Source organism: Arthrobacter sp. IK3 (assembly GCF_051337705.1).
GTDB lineage: Bacteria > Actinomycetota > Actinomycetes > Actinomycetales > Micrococcaceae > Arthrobacter_B > Arthrobacter_B koreensis.
This window is the reverse complement of record NZ_JBPPSW010000011.1, coordinates 36,848-55,001: the sequence shown is the minus strand read 5'-3', so window position 1 is coordinate 55,001 and position 18,154 is coordinate 36,848. Positions and strand designations below refer to the sequence as shown.

General features: G+C 66.8%; 11 protein-coding genes and 1 tRNA gene. 11 read left to right on the top strand and 1 reads right to left on the bottom strand.

All coding sequences use genetic code 11. The annotated features are described in order from the left end of the window. The first annotated feature begins 180 nt into the window (after nucleotides 1-180). Genes rsmA through ACSLGO_RS14630 form a run of 3 tightly spaced genes read left to right on the top strand, consistent with a single transcriptional unit; the run spans nucleotide 181 to nucleotide 3,907 of the window. A complete protein-coding gene (rsmA, locus tag ACSLGO_RS14640; protein WP_152274753.1) occupies nucleotides 181-1,059 on the top strand; it encodes a 16S rRNA (adenine(1518)-N(6)/adenine(1519)-N(6))-dimethyltransferase RsmA in 879 nt (292 codons plus the stop codon). After that, nucleotides 1,056-2,027 (top strand): 4-(cytidine 5'-diphospho)-2-C-methyl-D-erythritol kinase, encoded by a 972-nt coding sequence (locus ACSLGO_RS14635; protein ID WP_386917426.1) that lies wholly within the window; start codon nucleotides 1,056-1,058, stop codon nucleotides 2,025-2,027. Before rsmA ends, ACSLGO_RS14635 begins: the two co-directional genes overlap by 4 nt. 23 nt (nucleotides 2,028-2,050) lie before the next feature. Then, complete coding sequence (locus ACSLGO_RS14630) at nucleotides 2,051-3,907, top strand: ABC-F family ATP-binding cassette domain-containing protein (RefSeq protein WP_091606671.1); 1,857 nt, start codon at nucleotides 2,051-2,053, stop codon at nucleotides 3,905-3,907. A gap of 81 nt (nucleotides 3,908-3,988) precedes the next feature. Here ACSLGO_RS14630 and ACSLGO_RS14625 read toward each other — a convergent pair whose 3' ends face one another. After that, nucleotides 3,989-5,047, bottom strand: coding sequence for a TetR family transcriptional regulator (locus tag ACSLGO_RS14625; RefSeq protein WP_377955914.1), 1,059 nt, complete (start codon nucleotides 5,045-5,047; stop codon nucleotides 3,989-3,991). A gap of 152 nt (nucleotides 5,048-5,199) precedes the next feature. On the opposite strand from ACSLGO_RS14625, the gene ACSLGO_RS14620 reads away from it, so the two are divergent. From ACSLGO_RS14620 to ACSLGO_RS14585, 8 genes are all read left to right on the top strand, one after another. Beyond that, nucleotides 5,200-5,271, top strand: a tRNA-Gln gene (locus ACSLGO_RS14620). A gap of 81 nt (nucleotides 5,272-5,352) precedes the next feature. Further along, nucleotides 5,353-6,864, top strand: a complete 1,512-nt coding sequence (glmU, locus tag ACSLGO_RS14615) for a bifunctional UDP-N-acetylglucosamine diphosphorylase/glucosamine-1-phosphate N-acetyltransferase GlmU (protein WP_436401405.1) — start codon at nucleotides 5,353-5,355, stop codon at nucleotides 6,862-6,864. Next, entirely contained in the window at nucleotides 6,861-7,844 is a 984-nt protein-coding gene (locus tag ACSLGO_RS14610; protein WP_091606667.1) for a ribose-phosphate diphosphokinase, read from the top strand. Before glmU ends, ACSLGO_RS14610 begins: the two co-directional genes overlap by 4 nt. Nucleotides 7,845-8,187: 343 nt before the next feature. Continuing rightward, nucleotides 8,188-8,781, top strand: a complete 594-nt coding sequence (locus ACSLGO_RS14605; protein WP_325787579.1) for a 50S ribosomal protein L25/general stress protein Ctc — start codon at nucleotides 8,188-8,190, stop codon at nucleotides 8,779-8,781. Nucleotides 8,782-8,787: 6 nt separating this feature from the next. Continuing rightward, nucleotides 8,788-9,372, top strand: a complete 585-nt coding sequence (pth, locus tag ACSLGO_RS14600) for an aminoacyl-tRNA hydrolase (RefSeq protein WP_091606663.1) — start codon at nucleotides 8,788-8,790, stop codon at nucleotides 9,370-9,372. A gap of 513 nt (nucleotides 9,373-9,885) precedes the next feature. Beyond that, a complete protein-coding gene (locus ACSLGO_RS14595; protein ID WP_436401376.1) occupies nucleotides 9,886-12,492 on the top strand; it encodes an AAA family ATPase in 2,607 nt (868 codons plus the stop codon). A 14-nt stretch (nucleotides 12,493-12,506) separates the two neighbouring features. Beyond that, nucleotides 12,507-15,182, top strand: coding sequence for a LuxR C-terminal-related transcriptional regulator (locus ACSLGO_RS14590; protein WP_436401375.1), 2,676 nt, complete (start codon nucleotides 12,507-12,509; stop codon nucleotides 15,180-15,182). Between the two features lie 244 nt (nucleotides 15,183-15,426). Continuing rightward, nucleotides 15,427-18,123 carry an AAA family ATPase gene (locus ACSLGO_RS14585; RefSeq protein ID WP_436401374.1) on the top strand — a complete coding sequence of 899 codons (2,697 nt, stop codon included), beginning with the start codon at nucleotides 15,427-15,429 and terminating at the stop codon, nucleotides 18,121-18,123. Nucleotides 18,124-18,154: the final 31 nt, after the last annotated feature.

Genomic DNA, 18,154 nt, shown 5'->3' with positions numbered 1-18,154 from the left:
GGACGCTACAGTCCCGCTCGCGGCTGCGGCAGAGCAATTGCGAAAGCGTGGAGGGAATCCGATGAGTCTTTTCAAGACACCTTTCCACCCGGCTCCCAAGCCCTGCGTGGGGGACTGGCCTGACTAGCGGCTACACCGGCCGACACGGTCCGGGGCGGCTGCGGGCGCTAGTATGAGGCAGTGACTGAATCCGTTTCTGCGCCCGTTCCGCGGCCCAAACCGCTCCTTGGTGCCTCCGATATCCGCGCGCTGGCAGATGAACTTGGCGTACGTCCAACCAAGACCCTTGGACAGAACTTCGTCATTGACGGAAACACGATCCGCCGGATCGTCGCCGCCGCGTCGCTGGATCCCTCGGAGACCGTGCTGGAAGTCGGTCCCGGCCTCGGCTCGCTCACCCTGGGACTGCTCGACGCTGCCCGGGAAGTAGTGGCAGTGGAGATCGACCCGGTCCTGGCCGCACGCCTGCCGCAGACCGTGCAGACGTGGCGTCCGGAACAAGCGGAGAACCTGCACGTAGTCCTCGCGGACGCCATGCGCGTCACCGAGCTGCCGGCCCAGCCCACCGCCCTGGTGGCGAACCTGCCCTACAACGTTGCCGTTCCCGTGGTACTGCATCTGCTTGAAACGTTCCCCAGCCTGCGCCACGGCCTGGTCATGGTCCAGGACGAGGTGGCTGACCGGCTCGCCGCGCGCCCTGGGTCCAAGACGTACGGAGTGCCGTCCGTCAAGGCCGCCTGGTACGGCACCATGCGCAAGGCCGGGGTCATTGGCATGAACGTCTTCTGGCCGGCCCCTAAGATCGCCTCCGGCCTGGTTGGGTTCGAACGCCACGAGCCGCCTGCCACAACGGCCACCCGCGAGGAAGTCTTCGCGGTCATCGATGCAGCTTTCGCCCAGCGCCGCAAGACGCTGCGCGCTGCGCTCGCCGGCTGGGCCGGGAGCCCAGCCGCTGCGGAAACCGCGCTCCGCGCCGCCGGAGTGGACCCCAGCGCCCGCGGCGAGGTTCTGGATATTGCCGCCTACACCCGGATCGCCGAGGCGAAGACTGCCCCGTGAGCACCACCGCCCAGACCCCGGCCTCAGTGACGGTCAGCGCGCCGGGGAAGATCAATGTTTCCCTCCAGGTAGGCCCGCTGCGCCCGGACGGCTACCATGCCGTGGCCAGCGTCTACCTGGCCCTCAGCCTTCGCGAAGACGTAACGGCCACGGCCGCCCCGAAGCCGGGCATCGCCGTGTCCGTGACGGGAGGCGGCCCGCTGCGGATTCCCGTGGCCGGCATTCCCCTGGGACCGGACAACCTGGTGGCCCGTGCCGCCGCGGCGCTGGCCGAACACGCCGGCATAGCCGATCCGGCGGTGGAACTGACCATCACCAAGCGCGTTCCGGTCGCCGGAGGCATGGGCGGCGGCTCGGCCGACGCCGCGGCCGCACTGCTGGCCTGTAACCTGCTCTGGGGAACCGGATTGGACGCCGCCGAACTCAGAACGCTGGCAGCCGGGCTCGGTGCGGATGTTCCGTTTGCGCTGGAAGGCGGTGCCGCCGTCGGGCTCGGGGTAGGGGACCTGCTCACCGAAGCACCCGCGGGAACCCCGCTGCACTGGGTCCTTGTGGCCTCCTCCGGCGCTGGCCTGTCCACCCCCGCGGTCTACGGCCGGTTGGACGCGCTGCGCTCGGAGGCCGAATCCGGGGGTGCAGACCCGGCGCCCGAGCCCTACGCGGCCGACCCTCGTGTGCTCGAGGCACTGCGCACCGGGAACGCTGCGGCACTGGCGGACGTTATCTCCAATGACCTCCAGCCAGCGGCCCTGTCCCTCGCCCCGGAGCTTGTTCCTGTCCTGGACCGGGGACGCGCCCTCGGCGCTTTGGCCGGAATCGTTTCCGGATCCGGTCCCACCCTCGCTTTCCTGGCCGCGGACGCCGCGTCCGCCGCGCATCTCGAAGCCGACCTGCGGTCCGAGGGGCACAATGCCCTCGCCGTCCACGGCCCTGTGGCCGGGGCGCAGCGCACGGCCAGCAAAACCTGAACCACCGACGAAAGTAGCTCCGATTGGCACACCTGCTTGGCGCTGAGAACCTCAGCATCGCCTTTGGCACCCGCACTATCCTCGATTCCGTTTCCCTTGGGCTCGACGAGGGGGACCGTATTGGCATGGTGGGCCGCAACGGCGACGGCAAGTCCACGCTCATGCGGCTGCTGGCTGAGCGGCAGAGCGCGGACAGCGGACGGGTCACCCGCCGCCGAGACGTAACGGTGGGCTACCTGGACCAGTCAGACGTGCTCGACGGTGACCTCACCGTGGGACAGGCGATCGTGGGTGACGCCGCTGACTACGAGTGGGCCTCGGACCCGAAGATCCGCGACGTGATGAGCGGCCTCGTGCAGGAAGTCGACTGGAACGCCCGGGTCTCCTCCCTCTCCGGCGGCCAGCGCCGCCGCGTGGCCCTGGCCAAGCTGCTGATGGGCGACGACGACGTCATCATGCTTGACGAGCCCACCAACCACCTCGACGTCGAAGGCGTCGCCTGGCTGGCCCGGCACCTGAAGCAGCGCTGGCGGGCCACCGACGGGGCACTGCTGGTGGTCACCCACGACCGCTGGTTCCTGGACGAAGTCTGCACCCGGACCTGGGAAGTGCACGACGCCGTCGTCGAGCCCTTTGACGGCGGGTACGCCGCCTACGTGCTGGCCCGCGCCGAACGCGACCGGATGGCCGCCGTAGTCGAGAACAAGCGCCAGCAGCTGATCAAGAAGGAACTGGCGTGGCTGCGCCGCGGCGCCCCGGCACGGACCTCCAAGCCGAAGTTCCGCATCGAGGCCGCGAACACCCTGATTGCCGACGTGCCCGAGCCCCGCGACACGCTGTCCCTGAACAAGATGGCGACGGCGCGGCTGGGCAAGGACGTCCTGGACCTGGAAAACGTGTCCCTGGAACTGGGGGACACCCAGCTCTTCCGGAACATCACCCTGCGGCTGGCTCCCGGCCAGCGGCTGGGCATCGTGGGCGTGAACGGCGCCGGCAAGACCACCCTGCTGCGGCTGCTCAACGGCACTGTTGAGCCGACGTCGGGCCGGCTCAAGCGCGGCAAGACCGTGCAGACCGCCGTGCTGACCCAGGAAGTCCGTGAACTGGACGACGTCGCGGACCTGCGGGTCATCGAGGTGATCGAGAACGAGAAGCGCGTCTTCAACGTAGGCGGGCGCGAGCTGTCCGCCGGGCAGCTGGTGGAGCAGCTGGGCTTCAGCTCCCAGCGGCAGTGGACCCCGGTGCGTGAGCTCTCCGGCGGCGAGCGCAGGCGGCTTCAGCTGCTGCGCCTGCTGGTGGGGGAGCCGAACGTGCTGATGCTCGACGAACCAACCAACGACCTCGACACCGACACCCTGGCCGCGGTTGAAGACGTGCTGGACGGCTGGCCCGGGACCCTCGTGGTGGTCTCGCACGACCGTTACCTGCTGGAGCGGGTCACTGATACCCAGATGGCACTGCTCGGTGACGGCAAGCTGCGGGACCTGCCCGGCGGCGTCGACCAGTACCTTGAGCTGCGGGAAGCCGCGCTGGCCTCGGGTGCCGGCGGTGGAAGCTCCTCGCAGGCCAGCCGGGCCGCGCAGGCAGGTGCCTCCCGCCCCGACGCCGCGCCGGGCGCCGTCGCCACTGCGGTTGCCGGGTCCGCGCATTCGGAAGCGGATAAGCGCAACGCCCGCAAGGACCTCACCCGGATCGAGCGCCAGCTGACCAAGCTGTCAGGCCAGTCGGAGAAGATCCACGAGCAGATGAACCGGGAGACGGCCGGCGGCAGCCCCGATTTCGAGGTGCTGGCGGACCTCAACGCGAAACTGCAGGCCGTGGCAGCGGAGCAGGAAGAACTCGAGATGCAGTGGCTCGAAGCCTCGGAGATCCTCGAGTAATCCCATCCAGATGACAGAAACTGCCCGTATCAGCGCTGGTACGGGCAGTTTCTGTGATTTCGATGGCTGGGAGCTGGGGAACTAGTCGTCGACGCCGGCCGCCGGGCTTTCGGTGGCCAGCAGCTCGGGCAGCACATGGTCGCGCAGCAGCGGCGAAATGTCGTTGCGGGCGAGCGCTTCGGCCGGGGTGAGCCAGAGCGTTTCCTCGATCTCCGCCGCGGCCTGCGGGACGACGGCGCTGCCGGTTCCACGGGGTCCCTCGAGGTTGAGGGAGAACAGTCCGGCGTCGATGTAGGTGTTGGCCTCATTTGCTGCAGGCCCGTACCAGCGGCCAATGTCCGCGAGATCCCCGGGGGCCACGGCCAGCCCGAGTTCCTCGTTCACTTCGCGGGCGGCAGCGGTGCGGAAGTCCTCGCCGGCCTCCAGCTTGCCGCCGGGCTGCATGAACTTCCGGGTGCCGCGCTTGCGGACCAGCAGGATGCGTCCGTCCGAGTCACGGACCAGGACTGCGGAGAGGGTGAGTACCAGCGGCGCTCCGCCGCCGGGAATGTACCCCAGGGCCGGTTCCTTCTGCAGTCCGGTCAGACCGTTCCAGGACAGGTTGACCAGGTGGGCGGCCACGGTGGCCTTGTCCGGGGTGCGGGCATCGAGCCACCACTGGCCGGTCATGGCAACCATGCCCACCAGCATCTGGGCGTACATGCCGCCTACCTCCGCGCTCAGGCCGCGGCTGCCGAATTCCTTGGAGAGGATGTGCTCAACGTCCGCGGCGATGCGGGAGAGCAGGGTTGAGAAGGTGCCTTCGGGCTGCGACGGCGGAGCGTCGCGGACCAGGATCCGGAAACCGTCCGTGTGGTTCTCAATGTAGTCGAGCAGTGAATAGGCGGCCCGTTCCAGCAGCACCCGGGGGCCCGCGTCGGCGCCCAGCGCCTGCGTAATGGCTGCCAGCAGCCGGTCGAACTCCGTATCCACTACCTCGGTATACAGCGCTTCCTTGGAACCGAAGTGTTCGTAGACCACCGGCTTGGACACTCCGGCCCCGGCCGCGATGTCCTCGATGGTCGCGCCTTCAAGTCCCCGCAGGGCGAAAAGGGAGCGGGCGACTCCGATCAGCTGGGCCCGCCGCTGGACTCCTGTCATACGCGGCCGTGACCGCGCAGTTGTTATTCTCGCCACCGTCCCAGTCTACGCACTGGCACGCGCCGGCCCGCGGGCCGCCCGGACACCGAGTCGCGGAGCGGGGTTCGGGCATGGCAAACTGGACTCTTGTGTGCGGCATCAGCCACACATTTTCCGCCCTGGTGTAACGGCAGCACCCCGGCCTTTGGAGCCGTGGAGTATAGGTTCGAATCCTATGGGCGGAACGCTGGGATGCAGCCCGCCGCAAGCTTGGAACTGCCCCGGTGCCGTGGCCGGACAACGTGTAGGAGCGCCTTTTCGTGAGCATGCAGGATACGCAGGGAACCGGACCAAACGAAGGCACCGCACCAGCTGCGGTCATCGTCCTCGCAGCCGGAGCAGGCACCCGAATGAAGTCCCGCACGCCAAAGATCCTCCATCCCGTGGGCGGCATCTCCATGGTGGGACACGCCCTGAACGCAGCGGAAGCCCTGCGCCCGCGCACCCTCGCCGTCGTCGTCCGCCACGAACGCGAAACGGTCGCGGACCACATTGCCTCGCTGATGCCCGGCGCCATGATCGTGGACCAGGACGAAGTTCCCGGTACCGGCCGCGCCGTCCAGTCCGCCGTCGAGGCCATTGACGCCCTGACCCCGCTCGAGGGGACGGTCGTGGTGACCTATGGCGACGTTCCGCTGCTGGAAGCGGGCACCCTGCGCGAGCTGGTGGCCGTCCACAACGTGGACTCCAACGCTGTCACCGTGCTCACCGCCCGGGTTGCGGACCCCACCGGCTACGGCCGGGTGCTGCGCGCCGGGGACGGAACGGTCACCGGCATCGTGGAGCAGAAGGATGCCACTGCCGAGCAGCTGGCCGTGAACGAAATCAACTCCGGCATCTATGCCTTCGACGCCGCCGTGCTCCGTTCTGCCCTGTCCCGGGTCAGCACGGACAACGCACAGGGCGAGATGTACCTGACCGATGTCCTGGCCATCGCCCGGGCAGCCGGCGGGCGCGTGGCGGCAGTGGAGACAACCGACCAGTGGCAGGTCGAAGGCGCCAATGACCGGGTTCAGCTCGCAGCACTGAACGCCGAGCACAACCGCCGCACCCTGGTCAGCTGGATGCGCGCCGGCGTCACCATCGTCGACCCGGCGACGACCTGGATCGACTCGACCGTCACCCTCGACGAAGACGTCACCATCCTGCCGGGCACCCAGCTCCACGGCACCACCACGGTGGCGCGCGACGCCGTCGTCGGCCCGGATACGACCCTCACCAACGTGGTCATCGGCGAGGGCGCCAAGGTGATCCGCACCCACGGATCCGACGCCGTGATCGGCGCGGGTGCCGACGTCGGACCCTTTGCCTACCTGCGCCCGGGCACCCAGCTCGGTGAGCGCGGGAAGATCGGCACCTTCGTGGAAACCAAGAACGCGCAGATCGGCACCGGCTCCAAGGTTCCGCATCTTTCCTATGTGGGGGATGCCACCATCGGCGAGCACTCGAACATCGGCGCCGCCTCCGTTTTCGTCAATTACGACGGCGAAAAGAAGCACCACACCACGGTTGGATCACACGTTCGCATGGGCAGTGACAACATGTACGTGGCGCCCGTCACGGTAGGGGACGGGGCGTACAGTGGAGCTGGAACGGTGATCCGCAAGGACGTTCCGGCGGGCTCGCTGGCCATCAACGTGGCGCCCCAGCGCAACCTCGAAAACTGGGTAGCGGCCAACCGCCCCGGTTCCGCTGCAGCGGAGGCCGCCGGGCGCGCCCAGACACAGACTTCCCTCTCCGGTACTGATAACCCCACGCGAGAAAGCGAACAGTCATGAGCAGCGTAATCACCGCACAAGGTGAAAAAAGGCTTGTCCTAGCCACGGGACGGGCACACCCTGAGCTGGCGGAGGAAGTGGCCAAGTGCCTCGACACCGAACTGCTGCCGCTCGCTGCCTATGACTTCGCCAACGGCGAGATCTACGTGCGTCCCGGAGAGAGTGTCCGCGGCAAGGACGTCTTCGTCATCCAGGCCCACCCGGCACCGCTGAACAACTGGCTGATGGAACAGCTCATCATGATCGATGCGCTCAAGCGTGCCTCGGCCCAGCGCATCACCGTGGTCTCCCCGTTCTACCCGTACGCGCGACAGGACAAGAAGGGACGCGGCCGCGAGCCGATCTCCGCCCGCCTGGTGGCAGACCTGTACAAGACCGCCGGAGCGGACCGCATCATGAGCGTGGACCTGCACACCTCGCAGATCCAGGGCTTCTTCGACGGCCCCGTTGACCACCTGATGGCGATCCCGCTGCTTGCGGACTACATCCGGACCCGGGTGGACGTTTCGAACGTCACCGTCGTTTCCCCGGACACCGGCCGCGTCCGCGTTGCCGAACAGTGGGCCGAGCGCCTGGGTGGCGCTCCGCTGGCCTTCGTGCACAAGAGCCGCGACCTGACAGTGCCCAACCAGGCTGTTTCCAAGCAGGTTGTAGGCCAGATCGAAGGCCGCACCTGCGTGCTGATCGATGACATGATCGACACCGGCGGAACCATTGCCGGCGCCGTGCGCGTCCTCAAGGAAGCCGGGGCGAAGGACGTCATCATCGCCGCGACGCACGCCGTGTTCTCCGACCCGGCTGCCCGCACCCTGGCCGAGTCCGGTGCCCGCGAAGTCGTAGTGACGAACACGCTGCCGATCCCGGTCAACAAGCGCTTCGAGCAGCTCACTGTGCTCTCCATCGCTCCGCTGATCGCCCGCGCCATCCGCGAGGTCTTCGAAGACGGTTCCGTGACGAGCCTCTTCGACGGCAAGGCTTAGTCCTCGACCACGCTTTCATCACCCCTTCCCGTCATCGAGAGGTCAGTTACGGCCGGTTTGAATGCTCAAACCAGCCGTAACTGGCCTCTCGGTGGTTGAGGGGCGGGGAGGAGAGTGGAAAGCCCGACGCCGTGTTGCTGGTAGCATTGTTTCCGATGCCTAGGCGAGGGAGGCCCCGGAATTTCCGGAGGACCTCCGTTATCGACGGTGGCTGGCAACTTCTCAACTGCACCCGCTCATGATCAGTTTCTGCTGACCGAAGCGGATGGTGCAGCTGGTTCGTTCCGATACCGGCGCCGAATAGGCAACTGAAATCCCGGAAGAACCATCACAGGAGTTAGCAATGTCTGAGCAGAAGCTCGCAGCAACCACCCGCACCGAATTCGGCAAGGGCGCAGCTCGCAAGGCCCGCGTCGCCGGCAAGATCCCCGCTGTCATCTACGGCCACGGCGCCGATGTTCTGCACATCCTGCTGCCCGCCAAGGCCACTACCCTGGCTGTCCGTACCCCCAACGCCCTGCTGGAGATCGACGTCGACGGCGAAGGCCACCTGGCCCTGGCCAAGGATATCCAGCGCGATCCGATCAAGCAGATCATCGAGCACATCGACCTCCTGACCGTCCGCAAGGGCGAGAAGGTCGACGTCGAGGTCAACGTCCACGTTGAAGGCGAGGTTGCCCCCGGCGCCGTCTACAACCAGGAAGCCGTGACCGTCCTCGTTTCCGCCGACGCCACCAACCTGCCGGAAACCGTCACGGTCTCCGTCGAAGGCCGTGCCGCAGGCGAGCACGTCACCGCCGGTGACATCGAGCTCCCCGCTGGTGTCGAGCTGCTGCTGGACCCGGAGACCATGGTTGTCAACATCTCCGAGCCTGCCGTTTCGGCTGCCGATGAGGCCGAAGAAGCTTCCGCAGAAGCTGCTGCCGAAGAGGCGTAGTCCTTCTTGACCAGCAACACCTGGCTAGTAGCCGGGCTCGGGAATCCCGGGCCCGGCTACAGCCGTAACCGGCACAATGTTGGCCAGATGGTCCTCGATGAACTCGCATCGCGCACAGGCGGCAGCTTCAAGTCGCACAAGTCCCGGGCACAGGTCGCCGAAGGCCGGATTGGCATCGGCGGGCCGCGCGTCATCCTGGCCAAGCCGCTCACCTACATGAACCTCTCCGGCGGGCCGGTTTCGGCGCTGGCACGTTTCTACGGGATCGAACCGGAAAACATCGTGGCCGTGCACGACGAGATCGACATCCCGTTCAACACCGTGAAGCTCAAACGCGGCGGGGGAGAAGGCGGACACAACGGGCTCCGGGACATCAGCAAGGCCCTGGGCACCAAGGACTACCTCCGGGTCCGCGTGGGCGTGGGCCGGCCGCCGGGCCGGATGGACACGGCGGACTGGGTCCTGAAAAACTTCGGGACCGCGGAGTCCAAGGAGCTGCCATTCCTTGTATCCGACGGCGCAGACGCCGTCGAGTTACTGGTCACTGAGGGGCTCCTGGCCGCTCAGCAGAAGTTCCACAGCGGAGCCTGAGCGGCCGCTGCCTCGATGCTGCGGACATAACCGCAGGTCACCGGCACCGAGTAGCGCCTGCGGAATATTTAGGTATGGAACCCGTGTCCACAGCACGGCAGGCGAGCATTGTTTGGCCCCGGAGGCGGGCCTACACTGGCGGTAGCCTTCGGGCTCCTGAAGCGGGGCCGGCGTCGGGAGGCCTCCGAGACTGGGCCACCCCCATCCCGGCGCCGGTCCCTTATCAATCCTCCAATTCCCTACAGGCTTCGGCAGTTCGCTTCGCGGCACAGGTCCGCCCCCAATCCAAGACGCTCCGGGAAGCCGTTCCACAGCTCCGGCAAAACAACCGCGCCCTTAAATAGCTTCCTATGGACGCCGTTGGAGCGTACTCTTTCCGCAGTGGTTTGATCTGTCGCAACGGTGCAAACGAACCGAGTCAGACAGTGAATCGGGGATCTGGGGGAGAATTATGGGAGGGCCTGATTCATACGGTCCTGTCAGCGGTCCGCGCCTGCGGCCTGCTGACACAACATGAGGCTGCTCAGGCCATTGGCGGGACTTGTGGGCCGGGACGCTCTCCTTGGACGCATGGAATCTGCCTTGGCGGAAGGGCGGGGGGCCCTCATCGCCGGGCCACAGGGAATTGGCAAGAGCGCCCTGGTGCAGGCCCTGGCCGACCGCGCCCGGGGACACCGGATCGAAGCCTTGTACGGCACAAGGGTTTCGCGGCGCACCCCCTACGGCGCTTTGGCGCCGCTGTTGAGCGAGCTGCCTCTGGCCGGAGGACTGAATCCTGTGACCGCGCTCCACGAAGTACGCCGGCTCCTGCGCGCACGGGCCGCCGGCCTGCCGCTGCTGCTGGTGATTGACGACGTCGATGAACTCGACGAGCTTTCGGTGCAGGTCATCGCCCAGCTGGTGCGGGGTGGGGAAGCCACGGTTGCTGCCACGGCCACGGACCTGGTGCAGGCTGAAGCGGAAGTCTTTTCGCTCTGGGCGGAGGGGCACCTGGTGAGGGTCGACGTCGAGCCCCTCAGCCAAGCCGAAACCCGGACACTGATGGAGGGGTTCCTCAGCGGGGCGGTCTCTGAACCTGCGGCGCGGAGCATGTGGGCGGAGACCCGCGGCAATCCGCACTTTACCCTGTTGATGACAGCTGAGCAGGTGCGGCAGGGCCGGCTGGTCCTCTCCGACCATACCTGGGTCCGCGCCGGGGCCTATGTGCACACCGGGGCCGTTGCGGAGCTTTTTGATACGCAGCTGGCCGGGTTACCCGCAGAGTATCGCAAACTGGTCGAAGTCCTCTCCCGGGTTAGTCCGCTGCCGCTGGCCACGGCCCTGCAGCTGGTGCCTGCGGAAACAGTGGATGCGTTGGAAGAAAACGGCACGGTGATGCTGGAACGCGGTACACAGCCGGCCGTGATGCTGTCGAACTCGCTCTTTGCCTCGGTGGTGGCTGCCAACATGCGGCTGGGCCGCAGCCATGAGCTGTGGAAGGAACTGACGGAGGTTCTTCAGGACCCGGGAAGCCTGGCCCCCGCCGCGCTGGCCGGATTCGTCACATGGTCGCTGGACTGCCAAACGGATCCTGGCCCCGGGCTTCTCCGCAGGGCCGCTGCGTATGCCAATGATTCCGGCAAGCAGTCCCTGGCACTGGAGATTGTTGGTTCGGCCGGGCCCGGGAGCCGTGAGGACGGTCTGGTCCTCGAGGAGATCCGGGCACTTATGGCACTGGGGGAGAACCAGAAAGCCCTTAGCGTCCTGACGGCCGCCGAAGCCGGACTGGATCCGGACAACCGGGACACCTGGGTTGCCGTCATGATCCAGAAGGCTGCGCTGCTGCGCAGCATTTCGAAGTCGGATGACCCGGCCCGGGTCCTGGACAGCCTGGACCCTCCTTCCGGCGTTGCCGACACCCCCCACATCTCTGCTGAAATCGACTACGCCAGGGCCGAACTCCAGCTCGCCGAAGGAAACTGCGCTGGAGCCGTTCAGCCCCTGGCAGCACTGGCCCGCCGCCGGGACATAGCGGTCAGGACACGCGCCCTGGCGGCAGCGGCCGCAGCTGAAGCCCTTGCGGTGACCGGTGACGCCAGGGCAGCACTGCGCCTGGTGGAAGAACACGGGGAAGTGCTGCGTGCTCCGCTGCCGGCACCGGACCAGAGTGTTATCCTCAACCGCCTCTTTTACACTTTCTACGCTGCCGGCGACCTGGAGCGCGCACTCCGCTTTATCCGCGACAACACCGACGGCACTGATGGTGCCTACCGCGGGACCGCCGGCGAGCTGGTCTGGGGCGTGGTCCGTGCGGCAGCCGGAGAATCCGACGCCGCCGTCGAGGCACTCGAACCGGCAGTGAGCCAGCTGCGGTACCGGGATCCCCAGGACCTGCTTCCCCTTGCCGCAGCACTGTTGTCCTACGCCCACGGGCTGAGCGGAAACGCCGCCCGAGCCGGCATTTACCAGAAGCTCGCGCCGCGGTTCCGCAACCGTCCGTTCTGGCATGCCGCACGAGTCACGGAGTTCTTCCGGATACTTGCCCGGCAGGGCCGGGAGAGGGAAACCGCAGCACGCAGCCTGGTGCAGATGGCGGAGGACGCAGAAGCCCTTGGAAACGTTTCCTTCGCCCTGGGCTGCTACGAAGCTGCTGCCACGAGGGGAGACCTGGCCGCAGCAGCGCACCTGGGGCGCTTGGCATCCACCGCGACGGGACGATGGGCCGAGGCCCTGGGCTCTTACGCCAAGGGATTGCTCAGCAGCGACCCCTGGGTCCTGCTGGAAGCTGCCGAAGGGGCTGCACAGCTGGGCCACCATCTGCTGGCCCACCACGCCGCGGGCATGGTCCGCACCATGACTGCGGCCGGCGGCGGCAGCATAGCCCGCCGCGCCGCCGCTGTGGAGAATGCTGCGTACCGCAGGCTCCTGCGCGAAAACACCATGGAGAACCTGCTGGCAGGACTCAGCGACTTCGACGCGCGGTTGGTGCGGCTAGCAGCCGGGACAGCGTCCAGGAACCACATTGCGGAGGAGCTGCACCTCTCGCCGCGCACCGTTGACTGGCACCTGAACAAACTGTTTCGGAAGCTGCACGTGTCGGGAAGAACTGAGTTGCGGGATGCTTTCCGCTCCGCAGAGTGAGGTTTGGGGAGAAAATGCAGGGTTTTGCAACACAGCAGCTCGTTGGCCGCGAGGCCGACCTCCAGGCGGTCCTGACCGACCTGCGCTCGGGGGAACTGTGCGGCGCCCTGCTGGTGGCAGAGGCAGGGATGGGCAAGAGTGCACTCGCTAACGCCGTCGTCCGTGAACTCGAGCGTGAGCTGCCGGTATTCCGTATACATGCCAGCTCAGCGCTGACCGGCATTCCGTTCGGTGCCCTCGCGCCGCTGCTGCCCGTGCTCTCCGCAGATGAGACTGACTCTCCGCTGGCGGTCATGCGTGCACTGCTGGGAAGAGTGCGCCCCGCAGGGGGACAGGACGCCAGTCCCGCGCCGCTGCTGGTGGTTGACGACGCACACGCCCTGGACGAAGCCAGTGCCGACCTGTTGTCCCAGCTGATGGCGTCGGGACGGGTGCGGATGCTGCTGCTGACCAGGAGCATCACTGACATCCCGGCAGGCATCCCGGCCCAAGTATGGAGCGGCGCCATCTCACGGCACCAGCTTCAGCCGCTGACCGAAACGCAGGTCCAGGAACTCTGCACCAAGGTGCTCGGCGGGCCGGTGCTCAGCACCACCAGCGCCGAGCTTGCGAGCCGCAGCGGCGGGAACCCCATGTTCGTGCTGGCGCTGGTCGCTGAGGCGCGCAAGAGCGGGGCGCTGACCGAACGCCACGGCGTGTGGCTCATGGAAAACAACGCCGGTCCGCCCGAAGGGCGGTTGGCAGACCTGCTGAAGGCGCACCTCTCGGGGCTTTCCAGCGCAGAGCGGGAGGCAATGGAGATCATTGCGCTCGCGGAACCGTTACCGGTGGCGGTCGCCTTCAAACTCGGTCTTCACCGCTCGGTTGACGCCCTGACCGCGGCAAACCTGGTCAGCGTTGAGGACGAAGGCGACAGGCTGCTGCGGCCGCGGCACCCGCTGTACGGCCAGCTGGTGCGGCACATGGTTCCAGCAGCGCGAAGCGCCCGGCTGCGTCAGCGGGTCCAGGAAGTCATGCCCGATGACATGGAATCGATGGACGGGCTGCTGCGAAGCGTCGGCTGGTCCCTGGACTGCGGAGCCGCGGTTCCGGAGGCCCAGCTGCTGCGGGCGGCCTATATGGCAAACAACTTCTTCGACAGTGATTTTGCGCTCCGCGCCGCCGGCGAAGTGAAGGATCCGGCCCTGCTGCCAGCCGCGAGGATCCAGAAGGCCCGTGCCCACTACAACCGCGCCAACTTCAATGCTGCCTGGGAACTGGTGAGCGGAACGGTCGAAACAGCCGCGGACCTGACGACGGCGAAACTGGGCACGCTGCTGCGCGTGCAGCTGCTGCAGCGGTTCACGGGCGAGGTGGACGGGCTGAAGGAAGCATGTGCGGCCTGGGAAGCCGCGATCCGGCGGATTGAGACGGCAGCGGAGTCTTCCGGAACACTGGACGAGGAGCTGAGGACTGACCTCGACTCATCATGGCGCGGAGCATCACTCCTGGAAGCATTGATTGAAGTGTCCGCGGGTAACCACCGGGGCATGGAGGCACCGGTCCGGGACCTGCTGGCCCAGGCCCGGCAGGCGGGGGATGCTGAAGCGGTGATGGTGTCCCTGGCGATCCTGGGGGAAATCCACTCCTGCAGCGGCCGAGCGGAAAGCGCGGTGACACTCACCCGGGAGGCGCTGGGGATAGTAGCCCACAGCGAGCACCGGTTCCTGACGTACTACCAGTTCGTCCTGCACCGTCACCTGTCGGCCCTGTTGTGGGCCGGCTACTGGGACGAGGTCCTCAGCACCGTCCACAAGGACCTGCTGGCGGTGTCGCGGAGTTCACTGCGGGTAGGCGGCACCGTGGATATGTGCCTCGCCGTCATGGAGCTGCGCCGCGGGAACATGGAGGCGGCGCTGCCCAAGCTGATGGCTGCGATCGAGGGAATGCGTACCCATGACCCGGACGGCAACCTGCCCGTGGCCCTCACCATCGCGGCCCAGCTGGCTGCGGGCGCAGGAGACCTGGACCGGGCGGACGAGCTGCTGGCCGACTGTGACAGGGTTCCTCCGCGCGGAACCCTCAGCACCAGGTTCATAGCACGGGGCAACCGGCTGGCGGCGGGATATGCCAGGACCGGAGATCCAAAGGTGCTGGCTGCACTGCGCGACGTAGGAGAGCAGGCTGAAGAGCATGGCCTTCCCACGGCTGAATTCGAGCTGCGCTGCCTGAGCATGAGGGCCGGTGATCCGACTGTCATGAACCGCCTGCTCAAGCTTTCCGAGGATATCCAGGGCCCGCGGGGACGGGCCGTGAACGTGTTCGCCAGGGCGGTCCTGGACCAGGACGTATCGGCCCTCCTCAGGTTCGCGTCAGAGCCGGCGGATGCCGATGCGGGTGCCCTTGGGCCCCTTGCCCTGCAGGAGGCCCTCCGAATCGCCAAGACGGCGGGCGACCGGGCCCAGCTCCAGCGGGTCCAGCGGATGATCGGCAAATCAGCCGCGGAGCCCGGACGCAGCCCTGCCGCGCCTGCCCTGACCCGCCGGGAGAAGGACGTCGCGGGGCTGGTTGCCAGGGGGTACCGCAACGCGGAGATAGCCGGTCAGCTCTTCCTCTCCGTGCGAACCGTCGAGGGCCATATCTATCGAATCTTCGAAAAACTCGGCATCAGCAGGCGTGAGGAACTCACCGCTGAACTGATGGGGGAGTAGTCCCCGCGAGTCACATGGGCAGGCTTTCCTCCGTGCGGCGGGGCGCGCATCCGGCGCGCACACCCCGTCCGGTAGCTGCACCCGCGGGACGGGTAGGTACTCTCCGTCCCCAAGTAGTCGCGGTGTTCCGTGTGCCCGGCAGCCGGCGGCAAGTGGTCCAAAGCCAGTAACGACTACGTGTTGGCGGAGGGACTGCCTCTCTTTACGCTCGGTTCCAGGCTCAATACCTTGAGGCGGGAATCCCATGCGCTCTGCACCACCCCTACCCCTATACCGAGACCGGGCGGACCCCGGGTCACAGACCCGGCTGGTCGGACGGTCGGAGGAACTTCGCTGGGCAGTCTCCGCCATCGAGTCCAACGGCGGCGCCGTAATTGTCGGCCCGGAGGGAATTGGCAAAACAACACTGGCCAATGCTGCAGCCCGAGCGGCCCGGCAGGACTTTCACGTAGTGCACGTGCTGGGCAGCAGGGTCTCTGCCGGAACGGCCTACGGGTCGCTGGCCTGGGTGCTCAGCGAAATGCCGGAGACATCTCTTGAAAATCCGGGGCACGTCCTGCGTGCGCTCAAGGAACACCTGGCGGCACAGGCCAGCGGGCGGCGGACCCTGCTGCTCGTAGATAACGTCCATGAGCTCGACGCGCTGAGCCAGACCGCATTGGTCCAGCTGACGCGTCAGACCTCGGCCGCACTGCTCGCCACTACACCGGATCTGCTGCGCTGCGGTGAGGAACTGGTGCGGCTGTGGTCCGAGGGAATGATTCGCAGGATCGACTTGGGGCCGCTGGATTCCGCAGCTTCATTAGCGCTCATTGAAGGGATTACCGGCGGCAAACTGTCTGCCTTGGCGGCACATGCCTTGTGGCGTCAGGCACGGGGAAACCCGCTGTTTACCTCATTGCTGTGCCGTGACCAGATGGACGGCGGGCGGCTGAAGGAACGCAGCGGAATTTGGACCCTCGAGGGTCCGCTGACTTTCCGAGGCGAGATTTCGGACTGGATTGAAGCGTGGTATCAGGAGTTGGACATCTGCGAGCAGCGAATCGTGGACTTCGTGTCGCTGTGTCCCGGGATGCCGCTGCGCGCCCTGCTGGACGTGGCAGATGCCCCATCCGTTGAAGCGCTCGAAGAACGGGGCGTGCTGACTGTGAGCCACGGCGAAGGATCGGTATATCTCCTCAACCCGCTCTACACTCAGCTGGTTGCTGAGCGGGTACCCATGGGCCACTTCTTCGAACTCTGGCAGGAGCTGCAGTCAGCAGGGTTGGATCCCGAGACCTGGCCGGACGCAGCGGCGAAGGCATACGCTTTGTGGGCTGCGGACGCAGGTAGTCCCATCAGCGCCGAGCTGGCAGCCCGTGCCTGTGCATCGGCGAACAGGGAGGCAGACCCAGCCGGCGCGCTGCGGATAGCCGGCGCCGTTCAGGCTTCTGGAACGCATCCACGGCTCAGACTCGAACGCGCGCGTGCACTGCACGCCCTCCATGAGTTGCAACAAGCCGCAGCAGAGCTGGAGCAGCTCCTGGATTCTGGCGATTCCGCAAACGCTGTACCGGCGCTACTGGAGCTGGCCATGGTGGCACGGATGGTGTCCTCACCGCGGCTGTCGCCGCAGGCAGCACTGGCCCGCGCGGAGACTGCTGCGCAGTCCCTGCCGGAACCACTGCGGACCCAATCACAGCAGCAAGTGACTGCTGCACGGGCCGCACTCGCCGCGCTCGAGTCGGATCCGGCGTTGGCGCCGGCAGAACTCGGGGCGCTCTGCCTGGACTGGACAGTTCCCGCCGCTGTGCTGCTGCCGGCGAGGGCCAGCCGCTGCCAGCTCCTGGCATTGGAGGGCAGGGCGGGGGAAGCCCTGCTGGAGGCAGCGGAGCTCTGGGAGAACTTAAAACACGCCCGCGGACTGCCCCTCACCGTCGGGGCCGAGACCTTGAACGGGATCCTGTGCACTTACATCCTGTGCGCTGAGCCGCTGCAGGCACTTGCGCTGCTGGACCAGGCCGGGAAAGTCCGTTACCTGGAAACCCATCTGAGCGCATGGTCGGAGCTGCCGGCGGGAGTGATCCATGCTTTGTGCGGCAGAACCGATGCGGCCCTGGAATGCCTTGTTCCGGCATGCCGGCAGCTGGAGGTGGAGGACAGGGGCGGGTTGCTGCCGCTGGCACTCGCGGCCATGGGCTACTGCCACGCGGAACGGGGGGACTGGGACCGGATGACCGAGTGCCTCGCCGCAGTCCCGGGTTTCAAGGCTGCTCCCGCATCGCATGTGCTGACTGCAACCCGTTATTTCCAGCGGACCGCTGCCCTTCGCTTTAGTGCCGAAGGGCAGTCAAGCGCTGAGCTTGCGTTACAGGGGCGACGGGCTGCCCGCCGGGGCAACTATCCGGTGGCGATTCTGTGCCTCTCGGCGGCCGCACTCTCCGGCGACACGTCGTCCGCTGCGATGCTGCAAACCACCGCGGGTACCGGTGACGGCGAGTCCGTTCGGATGTGGCAGGCGCTCGGCGACGGCCTCGTCGGAAATTCGCCGCAGGAGCTGTATGAGGCCGCCGGTGCTTTTTTGGACCGTGGGTTCTACCTGCACGGATACCGGACTGCCGTCGCTGCGCGGGAAGCTGCCGAAAACGCCAGCCGGCGGGAGCTGAGCCGGCAGGCCCGGATGGTGGCGAACGAGTGCTACCGCATGCTGGCTGACGCCAACAGCCTGGAAAGCCGTTTGAAGAAGCTGTCGGATTTTGAGCGGGACCTGGCCCGCCGGGCTGCTTCCGGAGCAAGCAGTGCCCGGCTGGGAAGCGTACTTCACCTGTCCCCGAGGACCGTGGACTGGCACCTCGGCCGGATCTTCCTAAAACTGCACGTCTCCGGACGCGCGGAGTTGAGGCGCCTGCTCGGTGACGGGAAAGACAGCCGGAAGGGGGAACCGGGACAGTACTCCAAGTAGCGCATGTGCCGTTGAAGCGGGCGAATCAAGT

What these genes read in the sequence shown, in the direction of transcription:
- glmU (WP_436401405.1), top strand. Translation starts at nt 5,353, where the DNA reads ATGCAGGATACGCAGGGAACCGGACCAAACGAAGGCACCGCACCAGCT.
- ACSLGO_RS14590 (WP_436401375.1), top strand. Translation starts at nt 12,507, where the DNA reads ATGCAGGGTTTTGCAACACAGCAGCTCGTTGGCCGCGAGGCCGACCTC.
- ACSLGO_RS14595 (WP_436401376.1), top strand. Translation starts at nt 9,886, where the DNA reads ATGAGGCTGCTCAGGCCATTGGCGGGACTTGTGGGCCGGGACGCTCTC.
- ACSLGO_RS14585 (WP_436401374.1), top strand. Translation starts at nt 15,427, where the DNA reads ATGCGCTCTGCACCACCCCTACCCCTATACCGAGACCGGGCGGACCCC.
- ACSLGO_RS14605 (WP_325787579.1), top strand. Translation starts at nt 8,188, where the DNA reads ATGTCTGAGCAGAAGCTCGCAGCAACCACCCGCACCGAATTCGGCAAG.
- ACSLGO_RS14625 (WP_377955914.1), bottom strand. Translation starts at nt 5,047, where the DNA reads ATGACAGGAGTCCAGCGGCGGGCCCAGCTGATCGGAGTCGCCCGCTCC.
- ACSLGO_RS14610 (WP_091606667.1), top strand. Translation starts at nt 6,861, where the DNA reads ATGAGCAGCGTAATCACCGCACAAGGTGAAAAAAGGCTTGTCCTAGCC.